The sequence below is a fragment of the Streptomyces sp. CB02400 genome, from assembly GCF_001905725.1.
Classification (GTDB): Bacteria; Actinomycetota; Actinomycetes; order Streptomycetales; family Streptomycetaceae; genus Streptomyces; species Streptomyces atrovirens.
On record NZ_LIWB01000015.1, the window covers coordinates 198,855 to 217,477 of the forward strand.

The 18,623-nt window shown below is 73.0% G+C and carries 15 protein-coding genes and 1 pseudogene; 11 read left to right on the top strand and 5 right to left on the bottom strand.

What is annotated here, in order from left to right; translation table 11 throughout:
* Nucleotides 1-20: 20 nt before the first annotated feature.
* The 3 genes from AMK33_RS30145 to AMK33_RS30155 are packed head-to-tail and all read right to left on the bottom strand — an operon-like array spanning nucleotide 21 to nucleotide 2,818.
* The gene (locus tag AMK33_RS30145; protein ID WP_073936143.1) at nucleotides 21-1,322 is read right to left on the bottom strand and encodes a coenzyme F420-0:L-glutamate ligase; all 1,302 of its coding nucleotides are present in this window, start codon (nucleotides 1,320-1,322) and stop codon (nucleotides 21-23) included.
* Nucleotides 1,319-2,278: a 2-phospho-L-lactate transferase gene (cofD, locus tag AMK33_RS30150; RefSeq protein ID WP_073936144.1), complete on the bottom strand. Its 960-nt coding sequence runs from the start codon at nucleotides 2,276-2,278 to the stop codon at nucleotides 1,319-1,321. Before cofD ends, AMK33_RS30145 begins: the two co-directional genes overlap by 4 nt.
* Before the next feature lie 33 nt (nucleotides 2,279-2,311).
* A complete protein-coding gene (locus tag AMK33_RS30155; protein ID WP_073936145.1) occupies nucleotides 2,312-2,818 on the bottom strand; it encodes a cysteine dioxygenase in 507 nt (168 codons plus the stop codon).
* Between the two features lie 718 nt (nucleotides 2,819-3,536).
* Between AMK33_RS30155 and AMK33_RS30165 the strand changes: the two genes are divergently transcribed.
* The 3 genes from AMK33_RS30165 (at nucleotide 3,537) to AMK33_RS30175 (ending at nucleotide 9,258) form a co-directional block, all read left to right on the top strand.
* Complete coding sequence (locus AMK33_RS30165; protein ID WP_003975777.1) at nucleotides 3,537-3,800, top strand: WhiB family transcriptional regulator; 264 nt, start codon at nucleotides 3,537-3,539, stop codon at nucleotides 3,798-3,800.
* Nucleotides 3,801-4,123: 323 nt separating this feature from the next.
* Nucleotides 4,124-7,747, top strand: a complete 3,624-nt coding sequence (locus AMK33_RS30170) for a glycosyltransferase (protein WP_073936147.1) — start codon at nucleotides 4,124-4,126, stop codon at nucleotides 7,745-7,747.
* Nucleotides 7,744-9,258 carry a DUF5719 family protein gene (locus tag AMK33_RS30175; RefSeq protein WP_073936148.1) on the top strand — a complete coding sequence of 505 codons (1,515 nt, stop codon included), beginning with the start codon at nucleotides 7,744-7,746 and terminating at the stop codon, nucleotides 9,256-9,258. Before AMK33_RS30170 ends, AMK33_RS30175 begins: the two co-directional genes overlap by 4 nt.
* 384 nt (nucleotides 9,259-9,642) lie before the next feature.
* Here AMK33_RS30175 and AMK33_RS30180 read toward each other — a convergent pair whose 3' ends face one another.
* Entirely contained in the window at nucleotides 9,643-10,104 is a 462-nt protein-coding gene (locus AMK33_RS30180; protein ID WP_073936179.1) for a metallopeptidase family protein, read from the bottom strand.
* A gap of 283 nt (nucleotides 10,105-10,387) precedes the next feature.
* Here AMK33_RS30180 and AMK33_RS30185 point away from each other — a divergent pair, with 283 nt between their 5' ends.
* The 8 genes and pseudogenes from AMK33_RS30185 (at nucleotide 10,388) to AMK33_RS30225 (ending at nucleotide 17,465) form a co-directional block, all read left to right on the top strand.
* Nucleotides 10,388-10,810 carry a DUF3499 domain-containing protein gene (locus tag AMK33_RS30185; RefSeq protein ID WP_073936149.1) on the top strand — a complete coding sequence of 141 codons (423 nt, stop codon included), beginning with the start codon at nucleotides 10,388-10,390 and terminating at the stop codon, nucleotides 10,808-10,810.
* A 139-nt stretch (nucleotides 10,811-10,949) separates the two neighbouring features.
* A pseudogene (locus AMK33_RS30190) lies at nucleotides 10,950-11,189 on the top strand (L-lactate permease); the annotation flags it as partial.
* 144 nt (nucleotides 11,190-11,333) lie between these two features.
* Nucleotides 11,334-11,897, top strand: coding sequence for a zinc ribbon domain-containing protein (locus AMK33_RS30200; RefSeq protein WP_073936150.1), 564 nt, complete (start codon nucleotides 11,334-11,336; stop codon nucleotides 11,895-11,897).
* Nucleotides 11,898-11,978: 81 nt separating this feature from the next.
* Nucleotides 11,979-13,346 carry a phosphomannomutase/phosphoglucomutase gene (locus tag AMK33_RS30205; RefSeq protein WP_073936151.1) on the top strand — a complete coding sequence of 456 codons (1,368 nt, stop codon included), beginning with the start codon at nucleotides 11,979-11,981 and terminating at the stop codon, nucleotides 13,344-13,346.
* Between the two features lie 328 nt (nucleotides 13,347-13,674).
* A complete protein-coding gene (locus tag AMK33_RS30210) occupies nucleotides 13,675-13,845 on the top strand; it encodes a Trm112 family protein (protein ID WP_073936152.1) in 171 nt (56 codons plus the stop codon).
* 93 nt (nucleotides 13,846-13,938) lie between these two features.
* On the top strand, nucleotides 13,939-15,066 hold the full coding sequence (locus AMK33_RS30215) for an SIS domain-containing protein (protein WP_073936153.1): 1,128 nt from the start codon (nucleotides 13,939-13,941) through the stop codon (nucleotides 15,064-15,066).
* Nucleotides 15,067-15,188: 122 nt separating this feature from the next.
* Nucleotides 15,189-16,340, top strand: a complete 1,152-nt coding sequence (manA, locus tag AMK33_RS30220; protein ID WP_073936154.1) for a mannose-6-phosphate isomerase, class I — start codon at nucleotides 15,189-15,191, stop codon at nucleotides 16,338-16,340.
* A gap of 144 nt (nucleotides 16,341-16,484) precedes the next feature.
* A complete protein-coding gene (locus AMK33_RS30225; RefSeq protein WP_073936155.1) occupies nucleotides 16,485-17,465 on the top strand; it encodes a cation diffusion facilitator family transporter in 981 nt (326 codons plus the stop codon).
* Nucleotides 17,466-17,551: 86 nt separating this feature from the next.
* On the opposite strand, the gene lepB is transcribed toward AMK33_RS30225, so the two are convergent.
* Complete coding sequence (lepB, locus tag AMK33_RS30230; protein ID WP_235618240.1) at nucleotides 17,552-18,226, bottom strand: signal peptidase I; 675 nt, start codon at nucleotides 18,224-18,226, stop codon at nucleotides 17,552-17,554.
* Between the last annotated feature and the right edge of the window lie 397 nt (nucleotides 18,227-18,623).

Below are 18,623 nucleotides of genomic sequence, written 5' to 3' on the forward strand. Positions count from 1 at the left end.
CTATGAGGGTAGGCGCACGCTCACCGCACCTCGATGAAACCGTCCGCGTCCCGCTCCGGCCGCGGGCGCGGCTCCTCCGCCGGGTGACCGACCGCCACCGCGCCCATCGGGTCCCAGTCCGCCGGCAGGTCCAGGACCTCGCGGACCACCTCGCGGCAGAACATCGTCGACGACACCCACGCCGAGCCCAGCCGCTCCCCGGCCAGCGCGACCAGGAAGTTCTGCACGCCGGCGCCCGTGGCGACCACGAACATCTCCCGTTCCGCGCCGTCCCGCCGCGTGTCCCCGTAGGTGTGCGAACCGTCCATGACCAGGCAGGGGACGACCAGGTACGGCGCGTTGCGCAGGACGTCGCCGCGGCGGACGCGCTTGGCGATCGACTCCTCCGTCTTGCCGTCGCGGCGCAGGTCCGTGATCCAGGCCTCGCGCATCGCGTCCAGGAGACGGGTGCGGGACCCGGGCGACTCCAGCAGCACGAACCGCCACGGCGTGGTGTGGTGCGGAGCCGGTGCGGTGACGGCCGCGGCCACCGCGCGGCGTACGGCTCCGGGGTCGACCGGCTCGTCCGTGAAGGCCCGTACCGTACGGCGCTGGGTCACCGCCTGGCGCACCGCCTCGGACGTGCCGAGGCGGAACATGTCGTCGCGCGCGCCGCGCACCATCGCCCGCGCGCCCTCGCCGTCGTCGGCCGCCACCAGGTGCGGCAGCCCGCGGACCACGGCCACCGGGAGGCCGGACGCCTTGCCCTTGACCAGGTCGCCCGCCGCGGCGAGCTCGTCGGCCGTGGCGACGACCGTCGCGGCGAGCGGATTGCCGTAGGCGTCGGTGCCGCCGCGCAGGTCGTCCAGCACGCGGACGCCCGCCGCGCCGATCGCGACATCGGTCAGTCCCGCGCGCCAGGGGCGGCCGAAGGTGTCGGTGACGATCACGCCGACCTCGACGCCGAGAGCGTCGCGCAGGCCCTCGCGGATCGCCCGCGCGGAGGCGTCCGGGTCCTCGGGCAGCAGCAGGACCGTACCGGCGGGGGTGTTGGAGGCGTCGACTCCGGCCGCGGCCATGACCAGGCCCTGCCGGTTCTCCACGATGCGCAGGGAGCCGCGCCGGGCCACCACGCGCACCGTCTCCGCGTCGATCGCGGCCTCCCGGTCCGTCGCCTCGACGATCCGGCCCTCCGCCTTGGAGACGATCTTCGAGGTGACGAGGAGGACGTCGCCGTCGGCCAGGTCCGGTGCGGCGGCCGCGATCAGCTTGGCCAGGTCGTCACCCTCGCGGATCTCGGGCAGGCCCGCCACGGGCCGGACCCGGTAGCCCGTGCCGCTCATACCGCGCGCACCTCCTCCGCCAGCGTCAGCGCCTCCCGCGCCATCCGCGCGGCCGCGTCGACGTCGGTCATCATCAGCGGTACGGCCCGGCAGCGGATCCCGGCCGCCTCGACCCGCTCCACACAGCCCGCGTCGACCGTGTCGACCAGCCAGCCGTCCAGCAGGCCCGAGCCGTAGTGCTCGGCCACCGCCGGGGCCGTGGACTCCACGCCGACCGCCGCCAGCACCTTGTCGGCCATGCCGCGCACGGGCGCGTCCCCGACGATCGGCGACAGGCCGACCACCGGCACGCCCGCGTCGGCGATCGCCTCCCGGATGCCGGGGACGGCGAGGATGGTGCCGACGGAGACCACGGGGTTGGACGGCGGGAAGAGGATCACGTCGGCCTCGGCGATCGCCTCCAGGACGCCCGGCGCCGGCTTCGCCTGCTCCGCGCCGACCGGCACGACCGCCTCGGCGGGGACGGAGGCGCGCAGACGTACCCAGTACTCCTGGAAGTGGACCGCCTTGCGCTCTCCGTCCAGCTCGACGGCCACGTGCGTCTCCACGCGGTCATCGGTCATGGGGATGAGGCGTACGCCGGGCTGCCAGCGGTCGCAGAGCGCCTCGGTCACCGCGCTGAGCGGGAACCCTGCGCCGAGCATCTGCGTCCGCACGATGTGCGTGGCGAAGTCCCGGTCGCCGAGCCCGAACCACTCCGGGCCGACGCCGTACGCCGCGAGCTCCTCCTTGAGGTGGAAGGTCTCGTCGGTCCGCCCCCAGCCCTGCTCCTCGTTGATGCCGCCGCCGAGCGTGTACATCACCGTGTCGAGGTCCGGGCAGACCTTCAGCCCGAAGAGGTGAATGTCGTCCCCGGTGTTGCCGATGACCGTGATGTCCGCGTCCGGCACGGCCCGCTTCAGACCGCGCAGGAAACGGGCACCGCCGATGCCGCCTGCCAGAACCACAATGCGCATGGGGCCATCCTTGCAGGCGGCTACGACATCGCGTCAGGCAGTTACCGAGCCGGGTACGGTGCGGGCCTCGCAGTGGGGTGCGGTGTGCATGGGCATCTCGGTCAGGCCCGGGTAGTAGATGTGCAGGCTGACCGCGGGTTCGAGGGCGTCGTTGACGACCTCGTGCACATAGCCGGGCGCGAAGACGCGCTGCGCGCCGGCCGTCAACGCGCGCGTGCCGCGCTCCGTGCGCTCGGTCAGGGTGCCGTCCAGGATGGTGAGCACGCCGGAGGAGCGGCCGTGGTCGTGCAGCCCGCTGCCCTGGCCGGGCACCCAGGACAGCAGCCACACCTCGTAGCCGGGGCCGGTGCGCAGCCGGTGGTACCAGCGGCTGCCGGCGTCGTACTCGACGAGGTGCTCCCACTGGGAGCGGTCGGCGGCGATGGAGCGGGCCAGGCCGGCGAACTCGGCGACGGTGGCCGGGTGCTCGCGCGGGGGCTGGAGCAGGTGCGGGACTTCGAGGATGTCGCCGGCGATCTGGAGGTCGCTGTCGCTGTTCATGGATGCGGAGGTTCCTTGGCGGAGAAGCGGTGGGGGTGCGGGTGTCGCGACGCGTCACGCCCGGGTCGCGGGCGGCGGCGGCGAGAGGTGCCCCGGTGGGAGCGAAGGAAACAGCGGCCGAGTCGGTGACTCAGCGGTGGCTGGAGCGCGTGGGGCTCAACAGCCGGAACAGAGACGGCTACAGCGAGCGCGGGCAGCACCGAGGAACCCGACGGAGCGGGTCGAGGTGAGTGCCGGATTCGCGAGCATGCCCACTAGGACAGCGGTTCACTCCTCCACTGTCAACTCGGCGCCCGGTATGTGGGACATGGTTCACCTCATCCGGTTCATCTCGCAGGCGAAAGGTTTGCTCAATCGCCTCCCGGGACACATGGTGCCCACGGCCGGGCGCCCCGCACGCCGTTGCGATCCCGTGATCCGACTGTGATCCGGTTCGCTTCGGCGCGGGTGCCGCAACGGGATCGATGTCCTGGGCGTCTCTCCCGTAGAGGCTCTGTGTGGGGCCGGAAGGCCTCACGGGTCCCGTACGTGTGTCAAGGTTTAGGACGATTTGAACACTTTCCGCTCGGCCTTGGTTCCGCAGAGTGAATAAGGGGCTCAATAGCAGATCTCGGCTTGACTCGCCCGGAGCAGCACACTTGTAATTTCACTCGTGTCGTTCAGCCGGAATCGGTAACGGCTGGATCACGGGGACGCGAAAGACAGACGAGGGGCGCACATGACCGAGCTGGTGCAGCAACTGCTGGTCGACGACGCGGACGAGGAGCTCGGCTGGCAGGAGCGCGCGCTGTGCGCCCAGACCGACCCCGAGTCCTTCTTCCCCGAGAAGGGCGGCTCGACCCGGGAAGCCAAGAAGGTCTGCCTCGCGTGCGAGGTCCGCTCCGAGTGCCTCGAATACGCCCTCGCCAACGACGAGCGCTTCGGCATCTGGGGCGGCCTGTCCGAGCGGGAGCGCCGCCGGCTGAAGAAGGCCGCCGTCTGACGAACCGGCACATCACCGCCGTACGCGCAGCACGCACGCCACTTCGTACATACGTCACTCAAGGCCCGTCGCGGGTGGGTTGTCCACAGGCGGCGGGCTTCTCTGCCCGCCCGTCGCCCGACCACCGCCCCTCATCGAGACGCTCCGCGCCGCCCCGTTCAATCTGCCGATAGTGTGGTCGCTCGTCCGAGACGCCCCGCTGCCCCCATCGGGCACAGGCGTTCCCCACAGACCACCGAACCGGGGCCCGTACCTCGATGTCCGTGCACAGCCACACGGCAGCCCGGCAAGACCTCGCTGCCTCACCTGAGTTCCCGCGTCACGTGGTGACCGCGGTCCTCGTCTCCCACGACGGCGCCCGCTGGCTGCCCGACGCGCTCGCCGGGCTGCTCGGCCAGGAGCGCCCCGTCCAGTTCGCCATGGGCGCCGACACCGGCAGCGCGGACGACTCCGCCCGGCTGGTCACCGAGGCCCTCGGCGACGACCACGTGCTGCACCTCGCCCGGCGCACCGGCTTCGGCCAGGCGGTCGAGGAGTGCAACCGCAGCGCCCCGCACCTCACGCCGGACGACCTGCCGTACCTGAAGCGGCCGAGCGGCTGGGACCCGGTCACCCGCAGCTGGCGCGACGACGCCTACGACCTGCCGGAACTCCCGCACGGGGAGCCGGTGCAGTGGCTGTGGCTGCTGCACGACGACTGCGCGCCCGAACCCGACGCGCTGGCCCAGATGCTGCGCGTCGTGGAGAACGAGTACGAGCTCGGCCGTGACGACGTGGCCGTCGTCGGCCCCAAGCTCCGCGGCTGGTACGACCGCAGGCAGCTCCTCGAGGTCGGCGTCTCCATCGCCAACTCCGGCCGCCGCTGGACCGGCCTGGACCGCCGCGAACAGGACCAGGGCCAGCACGACCACGTACGGCCCGTGCTGTCGGTGTCCACCGCCGGCATGCTGGTCCGCCGTGACGTCTTCGACCGGCTCGGCGGATTCGACCGGCACCTGCCCCTCATGCGCGACGACGTCGACCTGTGCTGGCGCGCCCACTCCGCGGGACACCGGGTCCTGATCGCGCCCGACGCGGTCGTCCGGCACGCCGAGGCCGCCTCCCGCGAGCGCCGCACCGTCGACTGCGTGGGCCGCACCTCCGCCTCCCCCCACAAGGTGGACAAGGCGGGCGCCGTCTACACCCTGCTCGTCAACGCCCGCACGGCCGCCCTGCCCTGGGTGCTGCTGCGCGTCGTCCTCGGCACCCTGCTCCGCACCCTCGCCTACCTCGTCGGCAAGGCCCCCGGACAGGCCGTCGACGAGATCCGCGGCCTCATGGGCACCCTGCTGCGGCCCGAACGGGTCCTCGCCGGACGGCGCCACCGCGGCAGCCCGCAGACCGACAAGGGCGAGATGCGGCCGCTGTTCCCGCCGCCCGGCGCGACCGTCCGCGTCACCGTGGAACAGGTCGCGAGCAGCCTCGTCGGCCGCTCCGACCCCGAAGCCGCCTCCGGCGCGGGACGCCACGGCAGCGCCATCGAGTCCGGACCCGGCGGCGACGACGCCGACTTCCTGGAGGTCGAGCAGTTCGCCCGCCTCAAGCGCATCGCCCGCAAGCCGGGACCGGTGCTCTTCCTGGTGCTGCTGCTCGTCTCCCTGGCGGCCTGCCGCCAGCTCCTCGGCGGCGGCGCGCTCGCGGGCGGCGCCCTGCTCCCCGCGCCCGCCGGCGCCGGTGAGCTGTGGGCCCGTTACACCGACGCCTGGCACGCCGTGGGCGCCGGCGGCACCGGATCCGCACCGCCCTACCTGGCGATCGTCGCGGCCTTCGCCTCCCTCCTGCTCGGCTCCACCGGCCTCGCCGTCACGATCCTCCTGGTCTGCTCGGTACCGCTGGCCGGCCTCACCGCGTACTTCGCCTCCCGCCCGCTCGTCGAGTCCCGGCTGCTGCGCGCGTGGGCGGCCGTCGCCTACGCCTTCCTGCCCGCCGCGACCGGCGCCCTGGCCGGCGGCCGCATCGGCACCGCCGTACTCGCCGTACTGCTGCCGCTGATCGCCCGCGCGGGCATCGCCGCGAGCGGCCTCACCAACCCGGAGGGCACCCGCGGCAGTTGGCGCGCCACCTGGACGTACGCCCTGCTGCTGACGATCGCCACGGCGTTCACCCCGATCGTGTGGCCCATCGCCCTGGTCCTCGGCGTCGGCGTACTGGCCCTGCGCAGGACCGAGATCCCGGCCTACGGACTGCGCTTCCTGGCCCAGCTCGGCATCCCCCTGCTGGTCCTCGCCCCGTGGTCGCTCTCCCTCCTCCCGTTCGGCTTCTTCCGGGAAGCGGGCCTGGAGCACGGCCCCTCCGCCGCCTCCGCCCTCGACCTGCTCGGCGCGAGCCCGGGCGGTCCCGGCACCGTCGGCGGCCTGCTGCTCATCGGTCTGGTGCTCGCCGCACTCGCGGCCCTGCTCCGCTCCGAGCGCCGGACGGCGATCCTCACCGCGTGGGCGGCGGCTCTGGTGGGCCTCGTCTTCGCGGTCCTGTCCAACAACTCCACCTGGGCGGGCCCCGCGACCCTCGTCTACGGCATCGCCGTCCTGGCCGCCGCCACGCTCGGCGCCGACGGGGCACGCGCGCGTGTCGCCGAGCAGAGCTTCGGCTGGCGCCAGCCGGTCGCCGCGCTGATCGCCCTCGCCTGCGCGATCGGCCCGCTGGTCGCCGTCGCCGGCTGGATGATCCGCGGCGCCGACGGACCGGTCGAGCGGCGCGACCCCGTCCAGGTGCCCGCGTTCGTCGCCGAGGAGAGCGGCACCCGCGACCAGGCCCGCACCCTCGTCATCGACAGCGACTCCACCGCCCGGGTCGGCTACGTCCTGGTCCGCGGCTCCGGCGCCCGCATGGGCGACGCGGAGATCGCGGCGGCGGACGGCGAGAACACCGGGCTCGACAAGGTCGTCGCCAACCTCGTCGCCGGCTCCGGCGCCGACCAGGCCGACCAGCTCGGCGGCTTCGCCGTCCGCTACGTCCTCGTCCACCCGGGCGCACCGCGCGAGGTCACCCGCGTCCTGGACGCCACCCCCGGCCTGTCCCGGCTCAGCCAGCAGGCGGGCGGCGCGTTGTGGCGGGTGGACCGGCAGGTCGCCCGCGCGAGCATCGTCCCCGCCAAGGACGGCAAGGACGGCAAGGGCGGCAAGGACGGTGACGACGAGCCCGTGCCCGTCGCCGCCGGACCGGTCGAGATCCACACCAAGATCCCGGACGGTGCCGAGGGCCGCGTCCTGCGCCTCGCCGACACCGCCGCCGAAGGCTGGACCGCCACCCTGGACGGCAAGCCGCTGACCCGTACGACGGTCGACGGCTGGGCCCAGGGCTTCGAACTCCCCGCCTCCGGCGGCACGCTGGACGTCACCTACGACGACCCGATCACCCACACCGCCTGGCTGTGGGCGCAGGGCCTGCTCGCCGTCGTCCTCGTCGTCATGGCCCTGCCCGGCCGCCGCCGCGACATCGACGACGACCTGCCCGAGGAACCGGCCGTCCCCGCCGAGGCGATGGCCGGCGAGGGCCGCCGCGCCCGCCGCCTGCGCGCCCAGGCCGAGGCGGAGGCGGAGGCCGCGGCGGAGTCCGCCACCGGAGAACCGGGCGTCGACGAGGACTTCCCCGCCCCGCCCGAGCAGCCCCCCGCCCCCGTCCCGCAACAGCCCGACCACGGCGACTGGGACACGGCGGCGCAGTACCCGGACGCCTACCCGGACGAGCAGCAGTACCAGCAGTACCCGGTGGACGCCTACGGCGGGACCTACCAGGCGGAGGCATATCCCCAGGGCGGCGAGTACGACCCGTACGCCTACGGCACCCAGCAGGCGCCGTACGACCAGACCTACACCCAGGGCTACGACCAGAACTACACACAGGGCTACGACACGTCGTACGACCCCCACGGCACGGGCAGTGAGCGTCCCGACGGGAGCCAGCAGTGAACCGCACCACCCTGTCCCTGATCGCGGGCGTGACCGCGCTCGCCGCCGTCACCGGCTTCGCCGCGGTGTCCTCACCGGACGCCGAGGCCACGGACGGGACGGCGGAGGCGGCGGCCCACCTCCCCGTGGAACGCACGAGCCTGGTGTGCCCCCCGCCCAGCTCCTCCGACCTGGCCGAGACGACGTACACGTCCTTCACCCCGGTCACGAAGGGCACGGAGAAGGGGGGCGGGGCCGAACTCCAGGCGGCCACGGAGCGGAAGCAGGACGAGTCGAAGCCCGAGGGCGACTCCGAGGACGACAAGGACGCCAAGTCCGAGAAGCCCGTACTGGAGCCCGGGGACCCCGGCAAGCCGGTCACCGGGGAGACGACCGGCGGCGAGTCCCCGGCCCTCCTCGGCACAGCCGAGGGCCGCTTCGCGCCGGGCTGGACCGTGCAGGAGACGACCACGGTCACCGCGGGCACGGGCCGGGGCATGCACGGCGTCACCTGCACGGCCCCGGACACGGAGTTCTGGTTCCCCGGCGCCGGCACCGACGCCGACCGCACCGACTACGTCCATCTGACCAACCCCGACGACTCGGCGGCGGTCGTGGACATCGAGCTCTACGGCAAGGACGGCGCCCTCGAGACGACGGTGGGGGAGGGCATCACGGTCCAGCCGCACTCCGCCGAGCCGGTCCTGCTCTCGACGCTCACCGACGAGAAGCAGACCGATGTGACCGTGCACGTGGTGGTCCGCAGCGGCCGGGTCGGCGCCGCCGTACAGGCCCTGGACGACAAGCTGGGCGGCGACTGGCTGCCCGCGTCGACCGACCCGTCCGGCAGCCTGGTCCTGCCCGGCATCCCGAAGGACGCCACCGCCGTACGCCTGGTCGCCTTCACCCCCGGTGACGCCGACGTCGACCTGAAGGTGCGCCTCGCCTCCCCCTCCGGCCTGATCACCCCGGCCGGCCACGACACCCTCCACGTGAAGGGCGGCATGACGGCGGCCGTCGACCTGGAGGACATCACGCGCGGCGAGGCGGGCTCCCTGGTCCTGACGGCGGCGGACGGTTCCGTCCCGGTCGTGGCGGCGGTGCGGGTGCTGCGCGGCAAGGGCGACAACCAGGAGTCGGCCTTCATCCCGGCGGCGCGACCGGTCGGCACGCGTGCGACGTCCGTGGGCAACACGGCCAAGGACACGACACTCTCGGTGACGGCTCCCGAGGGCACGGCGAAGATCAAGGTCACGGCCTCGGCGGGCACCGAGGGCGGTACGGAGGCCTCGAAGACGTACACGATCAAGTCGGGCACGACGCAGAACATCGAGGCACCGGTGCCGGCCGGGGTGAAGGGCACCTACGCCCTCACGGTGGAACCCCAGTCGGACACACCGGTCTACGCGTCCCGGACACTGACCACAACGAAGAACGACGTCCCGTTCTTCACGGTCCAGTCCCTCCCGGACGACCGGGGAACGGTCTCGGTACCCCAGTCGAACGAGGACCTGTCAATCCTGCAGAACTAACCACAAACCGCGCCCACCGCAGGCAGTCGTACCGCGCCGCCCTCCGCTCCCGCGGGCAGCCGCATGCTGCTGTTCCCGCGGGCAGCCGCATGCCTTCGTCCTCCGCGGGCGGTCGTGCCTCCCCCAGTGCCCTAAGGGCCTGGAAGGTACCCCCAGGGCGGCACGGTTGGGCGCGACGGCACCCCGCAGGCGCCGGGCTGCGCAACCCACCCCCGGCCCACACCAACGCGGGGCACCCCGCAAGCGCCGGGCTGCGCAACCCACCCCCGGCCCGCACCAACGCGGGGCACCCCGCAAGCGCCGGGCCACGCAACCCCACCCCCCGGCTCACCTCAACGCGGGGCACCCATAAGGCGCCGCCCACCCCGGCACCCGCACACGACGTCAGTCCTCCCCGTACCGAGGATCCACCGTCTCCGGCGTCAGCCCCAACACCTCCGCCACCTGCTCGACCACGACCTCATGCACAAGAGCCGCCCGCTCATCCCGCCCCTTGGTACGGATCTCCACCGGCCGCCGATAAACCACCACCCGCGCCGGCCGCCCGTCCCGAGCAGCCACGGTCCCACCCAGCGGCACCGCCTCATCACTCCAGGCCCCTCCGCCCGGCCGCGGCACATCCAGCACCAGGAAATCGACGTCGGCCAACTGCGGCCACCGCCGCTCCAGCCGCTCCACGGAGTCCTGCACGAGATCCGCGAACGTCTCCGCGCGGCTCGCGGCGAGCGGCACCTGCGGAGGCGCGATCGGGCCGCGCATGCCCCGGCCGTGGCGATCACGGCGTCGAGGGCCGGGGCCGGGGCCGGGGCCGGGTCCGGCGGCACGGGGCGTCACAGAGCTGTCCATCACTGCGAAGCGTAGTCGTCACGTCGCCACCCCGCCCGATCACCGCACGCCTTCCGGCCGACCCGCACGGCATGTCACAACATGACCATTCCGGCCAAGGTTGGGCTCGATTCCGTATCTCTCCGAGACCGATGACCTCAAGGCAATTGACGGTGTTTGTACCAACTGGTGACCGGAATCAGTACCGTCGAACCCCTCGAACCCCCGCGTCGAACCAGGTCAGCAAGGTGCCCCCAAAGGGGCATGTAGGGCGTTTCGCACCGCGACACGGTGGAGTGACCTGGTGGAGAGTCGTCGCGGCCCGCTCAAGAGTGCGGTACCGTCCAACGTCGTGAGCCCTGTACGTCGCTGTTCGCGCACCGCCTGCGGCCGTCCCGCCGTCGCGACGCTGACGTACGTCTACGCCGACTCGACCGCGGTCCTCGGCCCCCTCGCCACCTACGCCGAACCCCACTGCTACGACCTGTGCGCGGAACACTCCGAGCGCCTCACCGCACCGCGCGGCTGGGAGGTCGTCCGCCTGCTCGACGGCTCGGCCCCGGCCCAGCCCAGCGGGGACGACCTGGAAGCGCTTGCGAACGCGGTGCGCGAGGCGGCCCGTCCCCAGGAGCGGGCGGCGGGAGCGGGCGGCGGTTCCCGCGCCGCGGACCCCATGGAGGTCGCACGCCGCGGCCACCTGCGCGTACTCCGCTCCCCGGACAACTGACCGGGGCGAGCCCCCTCCCGTACCTCGGACACCACGCGAACCCCCGCACCCCCATTGACGCCCTCGTGTCGCGGACACGGCCGTTCCGTCGGTACCCGGCGAGAAATCGCTTTCGCGTGGCGGGATCCGGGAGGTGCCCGTGTGCGTCCAGGAACTGGGACCCGTCGCCGGCTCGCTCGGCCTCTCCGCCCCGGTGGCGGCCCTGCCGCTGGTGATCGTCCCGGTCCTGCTCGGCGGCGTCCGGTTGAAGGCGCGCCTCGCGGGCCTGATCGGTCTGCCGGCGGCCGTACTGGTGGCCTGTCTGGCGTACGGCATGCCACTGGACCAGACGCTCTCCAGCGGCGCCCGGGGCGCCGTCTTCGCCGTCTTCCCCATCGTGTGAATCGTCTTCGGCATGGCGCTGGTGAACGCGTTCCGCGGTGCTTCGTGACGAAAACCAAGTGAATGTGCGGGGTGTGGAGGACATGGCGACCGGTTCTGGCATCGGGATGGGGATTCCATCGCGGTGACATGGACGAAGGCCATGGTCTCGACCGTGAGCCAAGGCGTCCTGACCAGGTGGCAGTTCGGGCACCGTGCCCGGCTCGCGCTGTCGCCTGCCGAGGTGTCGAAGACCGACGACCAGGCCCGCGCGGCCCGCGCTCTGTGGAACCTGCTGCACGCCTGGTGGCGGATGACGCCGAGGGAGAAGCGGACTCTCGCGAACGCGGACGCCGCGATCCGGCAGGCCCGCGAGGACATCGACTTCCTGGCCGTCCTGCCCGCCCAGGCCGCGCAAGAGGCATGGGGCCGCACGGTCACCCTGCTCACGTACAAGACCGCCCGGCTCGGCGGCACCCTGGTCAAGGTCCCCGCCCCCGGCACCTCTCGACGCTGCTCCGCCTGTGGTCTCACCACGCCCGGCAGCCGGGAGTCCCAGGCCGTGTTCGTGTGCAAGAACCCGGACTGCGGCTGGTCGGGCAACGCCGACCACAACGCGGCCCGGAACGTCTTGCACCTGTACCGGACGGGCCATGCGCCCGTCCCGGCTGCCGGGAGGGCAGTCGTCAGGCGCGCCAAGCGCGTCAAGCCCGCTGCCGCGAGGTAAGCAGGAACCTCCCGGCCTCAGCCGGGAGAGCACTTCAAGGGTAGTTTGTGGTGACCGACAGGACTTCCGGAAAGGCTGGCCGTGGCTGCTGATCTGTCGCAGATCGTGAAGGCGTACGACGTGCGCGGAGTCGTCCCCGACCAGTGGGACGAGTCCCTCGCCGAGCTCTTCGGCGCCGCCTTCGTCCGGGTGACCGGTGCGAGTGCCGTCGTCACCGGTCACGACATGCGGCCGTCGTCCCCCGGCCTGTCCGGCGCCTTCGCGCGCGGGGCGGCGGCCCAGGGTGCCGACGTCACCGAGATCGGCCTGTGCTCCACGGACCAGCTCTACTACGCCTCGGGCGCCCTGAACCTCCCCGGCGCGATGTTCACGGCCTCGCACAACCCGGCGCGGTACAACGGCATCAAGCTCTGCCGCGCGGGCGCGGCGCCGGTCGGCCAGGACACGGGCCTGACGGAGATCAGGGAACTCGTCGAGCGGTGGAGCGCCTCGGGCGCCCCGGAACCGACGACCGGCACCCGGGGAACGATCACCCGGCGCGACACGTTGGACGACTACGCGGCACACCTGCGCTCGCTCGTCGACCTGACCTCGATACGCCCCCTGAAGGTCGTCGTCGACGCGGGCAACGGCATGGGCGGGCACACCGTCCCGACGGTCTTCGCCGGCCTGCCGCTCATCCTCGTCCCGATGTACTTCGAACTCGACGGCACCTTCCCCAACCACGAGGCCAACCCCCTCGACCCGGCCAACCTCGTCGACCTGCGGAAGCGGGTCCGCGAGGAGGGCGCCGACCTCGGCCTCGCCTTCGACGGCGACGCCGACCGCTGCTTCGTCGTCGACGAGCGGGGCGAGCCGGTCTCCCCGTCCGCGATCACCGCCCTGGTCGCCTCCCGCGAACTCGCCCGCAACGGCGGCAAGGGCACGATCATCCACAACCTGATCACGTCCTGGTCGGTCCCCGAGGTCGTACGGGAGAACGGCGGCACCCCCGAGCGCACCCGCGTGGGCCACTCCTTCATCAAGGCCGAGATGGCCAGGACCGGCGCGATCTTCGGCGGTGAGCACTCCGCGCACTACTACTTCCGCGACTTCTGGAACGCCGACACGGGCATGCTGGCCGCCCTGCACGTCCTCGCCGCCCTCGGCGGGCAGCAGGGCACCCTGTCGGCCCTGGTCGCCCAGTACGACCGCTACGCCGGCTCCGGCGAGATCAACTCCACGGTCGACGACCAGACCGCCCGCCTCGCCGCGATCAGGGCCGCGTACGAGGGCCGCGACGGCATCACCCTCGACGACCTGGACGGCCTCACCGTCACTGCTGCCGACTGGTGGTTCAACGTCCGCCCCTCCAACACCGAACCCCTCCTCCGCCTGAACGCAGAGGCCCGAGACGAGACAACGATGACCAGAATCCGAGACGAGGCCCTGACAATCATCAGGTCATAACCCCCTCAACCACAGACAGCCGCCCGCGTCCCGCCCCCCCCGCGATCCGCACCCCGCGATCCGCGGACAGCCGTGCCGCATGCCCCGCCCTCTGCGGGCAGTCGTGCCGCTGGGGCGGCACGGGTGGGCGCGACGGCACCCCGCAAGCGCCGGGCCGCGCGACCCCACCCCCGGCTCACACCGACACGGGCCCCCATAACGCGCCGGGCCGCGCGACCCACTCCCGCCCGGCCCCCCACCGGGCACCGCACGACCCCGCCCACCCCGCCGTCCACCCCCACCGGCGGTACCCTGACCAGCACATCCACCCATCGAAGGAAAAACGCCCATGCCACTCGAAGCCGGCCTCCTGGAAATCCTCGCCTGCCCCGCCTGCCACTCCCCCCTCAAAGAGCAGGACACGGAACTGATCTGCACCAGCCAGAACTGCGGCCTGGCCTACCCCGTCCGCGACGACATCCCCGTACTCCTCGTCGACGAGGCCCGCCGCCCCGAGTAACCGGTACAAGGCGCAAGGCGCAACTACAAGGCGCAACACCCACCGCCCCGCACCGACGACGCCCCGCCGACCGGAGATCGGAGCCCGCCGCCCATGCTCGACGAATCGCTGCTCGACTCACCGGAGGGCCTCGCCGAGGCCGACCGCCGCGCCCTGCTCCGCGGCGCCGCCGAAGCCGGCGCCCGCGTCCGCACCGCCGCGCGGCACGCCGCCGAGGCCGGCGTCAACGGCCTCAAACCCGACGGCCGCCCCCGCGCCGTCCTCATCGCAGGCCCCGGCGCCGCCGCCACCCAGACCGCCGACCTCCTCGGCACCCTGGCCGGCGCCGGCAGCCCCGTCACCCGCCTCGCACCCACCGGCGTCGCCCCCGCGCCAGGCGCCCTGCGCTGGGAACTGCCCGGCTGGGCCGGCTCCGTGGACCTGCTCCTCATCGCCACCCCCGACGGCACCGAACCGGGCCTGTCCCTGCTCTTCGAGCAGGCCTACCGTCGCGGCTGCACCGTCGTCGCCGTGGCCCCCGCAGGCAGCCCGCTCGCCGAGGCGGTCGGCGGCTCCCACGGCCTGTTCGTCCCCATGGCCACCGCGCCCTACGACCAGGACGAACCCCTCGCCGCCTCCGCCCCCGGTGTCCTGTGGGCGCTGCTCACCCCGCTGCTCGCGCTCCTGGACCGCACCGGCCTGCTCACCGCCCCGCCCGAGGCACTGGAGAAGATCGCCGACCGCCTCGACGGCATCGCCGAACGCTGTGGTCCGGCCATCGCGACCTACAGCAACCCCGCCAAGACCCTGGCCGCCGAACTCGCCGAAGCGCTGCCCGTCGTATGGACCGAGGGCGTCTCGGCGGGCCCGGCCGGCCGCCGGTTCGCCGCCGCGCTCGCCGAACTGTCCGGCACCCCCGCCGTCGTCGCCGAACTCCCCGAGGCGCTCGCCGCGCACAGCGCTCTGCTGGCCGGCCGGCTCGCCGCCGGCGCGGACCCGGACGACTTCTTCCGCGACCGCGTGGAGGAAGCACCCGCCCTGCACGCGCGCGTGGTGCTGCTCCGCGACCGCCCCATCGGCGGCCTCACCGCCGCCCCCGCCGCCCGCGACCTGGCGCTCACCCACGACACGCCGATCAGCGAGCTGGAACCGGAGGCGGGCGGCGAGTTGGAGACCCTCGCGGAACTGATCGCCGTCACGGATTTCGCCGCCGTTTACCTGGCGCTCGCCTCGGGAGCCTGATCATGCCCGGGACCCCCTGAGACCCTCCCTCCGCGCGGACGCACGACACGCACCGACACGCACGGCACGCACCGACACCGCGCGCCCGCACGAGAACCGGCAGAAGGAACGCAGAGAACCCCATGGACCGCCTCGACAACACCATCCGCCCCTACGCCTGGGGTTCCACCACCGCCCTCCCGCGGCTGCTCGGCACCGAACCGACCGGCGAGCCGCAGGCGGAGATGTGGATGGGCGCCCACCCCGGCGCACCCTCGCGCACCGGCCGGGGCACGCTCGTCGAGGTCATCGACGCCGACCCGGAGCGGGAACTCGGCCCGGACTCGGTCGCCAAGTTCGGCCCCCGCCTGCCCTTCCTGCTCAAACTCCTCGCCGCCGGAGCCCCGCTCTCCCTCCAGGTCCACCCCGACCTGACCCAGGCGAAGGAGGGCTACGCGGACGAGGAGCGCCGCGGCGTCCCCGTGACCGCCCCGCACCGCAACTACAAGGACGCCAACCACAAGCCCGAACTGATCTGCGCCCTCACCGAGTTCGACGGCCTGTGCGGTTTCCGCGCCCCGCTGCACGCCGCCGAGCTCCTCGACGGCCTCGGCGTGGACTCCCTCAAGCCGTACGTCGACCTGCTGCACGCCCACCCCGAAGAGGCGGCCCTGCGCGAGGTCCTCACCGCGATCCTCACCGCCGACCCCGAGGAGATGACCCGCACCGTCACGGAGACCGCCGCCGCCTGCGACCGCCTCGGCGGCGCCTACGCCCCGTACGCCGACATCGCCCACCACTACCCGGGCGACCCCGGCGTCGTCGCCGCGATGCTCCTCAACCACGTCCGGCTCCAGCCCGGCGAGGCCCTCTTCCTCGGCGCCGGCGTCCCGCACGCCTACCTCGACGGCCTCGGCGTCGAGATCATGGCCAACTCCGACAACGTCCTGCGCTGCGGCCTGACCCCCAAGCACGTCGACGTCCCCGAACTCCTGCGCGTCGTCCGCTTCGAGGCCGGCGACCCCGGCGTGCTGCGCCCGGAGGCGGGCCCGGACGGCGAGGAGGTCTACGAGACCCCCATCGACGAGTTCCGCCTCTCCCGCTACGTCCTCCCCGCGGGCGGCGCCGGTCACGACCTCACCCTGACCACCCCGCAGATCCTGCTCTGCACCGCCGGCTCCGTACGGACGGGCGAGCACGAGCTGACCCCGGGCACATCCGTGTTCGTCCCTTCGGGTGAAAAGGCCGAAGTGTCCGGCACCGGGACCCTGTTCAGGGCCACCGTCGTCGCCTGATCGTCCCGTGACGGCTACCTGACACGCCGTCGCCGAACCGGGCTGCAACAATGGCCCACCGTCAGAGGACGGGCAAAGTCCCGGGCGGCGTACCCACACGCCCGCCCGGGCCCCACACGGCGTACGAAGGGACAACGCGAACACATGAGCGCGTCAGGCGGCACCAAGGCGATCGTGGCGGCACTCGCCGCCAACCTCGCGATCGCGGTAGCGAAGTTCGTGGCGTTCCTCTTCAGCGGCTCGTCATCGATGCTCGCCGAGTCCGTGCACTCGCTCGCCGACTCCGGCAACCAGGGGCTGCTGCTGGTGGGCGGCAAGAGGGCCCAGCGACAGGCGACCCCGCAGCACCCCTTCGGCTACGGCCGTGAGCGCTACATCTACGCCTTCCTCGTCTCCATCGTGCTCTTCTCGGTCGGCGGCATGTTCGCCCTCTACGAGGGCTACGAGAAGATCAAGCACCCGCACGAGCTGGAGCACTGGTACTGGCCGGTCGGCGTCCTCGTCTTCGCGATCATCGCGGAGTCCTTCTCCTTCCGCACCGCCATCAAGGAGTCCAACGGGCTGCGCGGCAACCGCTCCTGGAAGGAGTTCGTCCGCCACGCGAAGGCACCCGAGCTGCCGGTCGTCCTCCTGGAGGACCTCGGCGCACTCGTGGGCCTGATCCTCGCCCTCGGCGGTGTCGGCATGGCCCTGGCCACCGGCGACAGCGTCTGGGACGGCATCGGCACCCTCTGCATCGGCGTCCTGCTCATCCTGATCGCCCTGGTCCTCGCCGTCGAGACGAAGTCGCTGCTGCTCGGTGAGGCCGCGGGCCCCGAGGCGACCCAGAAGATCGAGGCCGCCGTCGTCGACGGCGACACCGTCACCCGCATCATCCACATGCGCACCCTCCACATCGGCCCCGAGGAGCTGCTGGTCGCCGCGAAGATCGGCGTCCGGCACGACGGCACGGCCACCGAGATCGCCTCCGCCATCGACGCCGCCGAGTCCCGCATCCGCGAGGCCGTCCCGATCGCCCGCGTGATCTACCTCGAGCCCGACATCTACAGCGAGACCGAGGCCGCCAAGGGCGCCGACCCCGAGGCCACCCCCGGAGGCCCCACCTCCGCCGACACCGCTCACTGAGTCCCGCCCCGCCGGGATCCGCAGGACCTCACGCCGGAGGGGCCCGCCACCACGGCGGGCCCCTCCGCCGTGTCCAGGGAGCGGCCTCAGAAGTGCGCGGGCCACAACTCCGTGTCGAACTCCGCCGGCCGGTGCCGCCTGGTCCGCCCCGCGAGCGCACAGATCAGGCCCGCGAGCGCCAGCAGCAGCCCGAACAGTGTGGCCCCGGCGAGCAGCACCACACCCAGGCGGTCCTCCGTCACCCGGCCCCGCACCGCCTCCACGGGCACCGTGCCGCCGTGGTCGTCGGCGAAGAAGCGGGAGTCCCGCGCATTCAGACGGTGGTCGCCCAGCAGGAACAGCCGCCCCTGCGGCACCCGGACGTCGTACCGTCGCGGAAAGGGGCCGTTGACGTCCCCGTCCTTGACGTACGGCTCCTCGAACGTCCTGCCGTTCACCGTGAGCCGCCGCGCGGACCCCTCGCCCTCGCAGCACACGATCCGGTCACCGCCCACCCCGATGACCCGCTGCATGACGAGCTCGCCTCCCGGATAGCGGCCGGGCGCCGAGAACAGCACCACGTCACCGCGCCGCACCTCGTCCCCGTCCACGCGCGCGTAGAAGACGTCGTCACCGAGCCGGTACGTCGGTGCCATGCTCCCGCCCCGCACATCGGCCGTCCCGTAGTTCAGCCGCAGCGCCCCCAGGGACGCCACCACCGACAGCAGTCCCACCGCGAGCATCACCCACCCCGTGACCAGCATTCCCCGCCCCGTGTCCACGCCCGAACCCCTCTCCGCACGGACCACCCGCGCGGGGTGAGGCTAGCGGCCCGCCCGGCGACGGCCGCCGGGGGCCGGGGGCGGGGCGCCCGCCAGATCGGCTTGATGTGTACGCGGGCGGACTGGGGTCGGCCGGGCCCGGCGGTGTAGCTTGGGACGGAGCCAGACGTCGCTGCTGATGGCGGTCGGGCGGTCCCACAGCGGACCGGCCGAGGGAGAGAGGGCCTCCGACGGACTGCGCTGCGCGCACGCGGGCATGCCTGTGTCCTCCTCAGGGCACCCCTGTGTCCGCCGCCGCGCAGACCAGCCGTACCCACCTCGACCCACACCCCGAGGAGCAGCTCGCAATGACGACTGTCGACAACCGACAGGACTTCAAGGTCGCCGACCTCTCCCT

What these genes read in the sequence shown, in the direction of transcription:
- manA (WP_073936154.1), top strand. Translation starts at nt 15,189, where the DNA reads ATGGACCGCCTCGACAACACCATCCGCCCCTACGCCTGGGGTTCCACC.
- AMK33_RS30180 (WP_073936179.1), bottom strand. Translation starts at nt 10,104, where the DNA reads ATGGACAGCTCTGTGACGCCCCGTGCCGCCGGACCCGGCCCCGGCCCC.
- AMK33_RS30210 (WP_073936152.1), top strand. Translation starts at nt 13,675, where the DNA reads ATGCCACTCGAAGCCGGCCTCCTGGAAATCCTCGCCTGCCCCGCCTGC.
- AMK33_RS30165 (WP_003975777.1), top strand. Translation starts at nt 3,537, where the DNA reads ATGACCGAGCTGGTGCAGCAACTGCTGGTCGACGACGCGGACGAGGAG.
- cofD (WP_073936144.1), bottom strand. Translation starts at nt 2,278, where the DNA reads ATGCGCATTGTGGTTCTGGCAGGCGGCATCGGCGGTGCCCGTTTCCTG.
- AMK33_RS30225 (WP_073936155.1), top strand. Translation starts at nt 16,485, where the DNA reads ATGAGCGCGTCAGGCGGCACCAAGGCGATCGTGGCGGCACTCGCCGCC.
- AMK33_RS30145 (WP_073936143.1), bottom strand. Translation starts at nt 1,322, where the DNA reads ATGAGCGGCACGGGCTACCGGGTCCGGCCCGTGGCGGGCCTGCCCGAG.
- AMK33_RS30200 (WP_073936150.1), top strand. Translation starts at nt 11,334, where the DNA reads ATGGTCTCGACCGTGAGCCAAGGCGTCCTGACCAGGTGGCAGTTCGGG.
- AMK33_RS30155 (WP_073936145.1), bottom strand. Translation starts at nt 2,818, where the DNA reads ATGAACAGCGACAGCGACCTCCAGATCGCCGGCGACATCCTCGAAGTC.
- AMK33_RS30215 (WP_073936153.1), top strand. Translation starts at nt 13,939, where the DNA reads ATGCTCGACGAATCGCTGCTCGACTCACCGGAGGGCCTCGCCGAGGCC.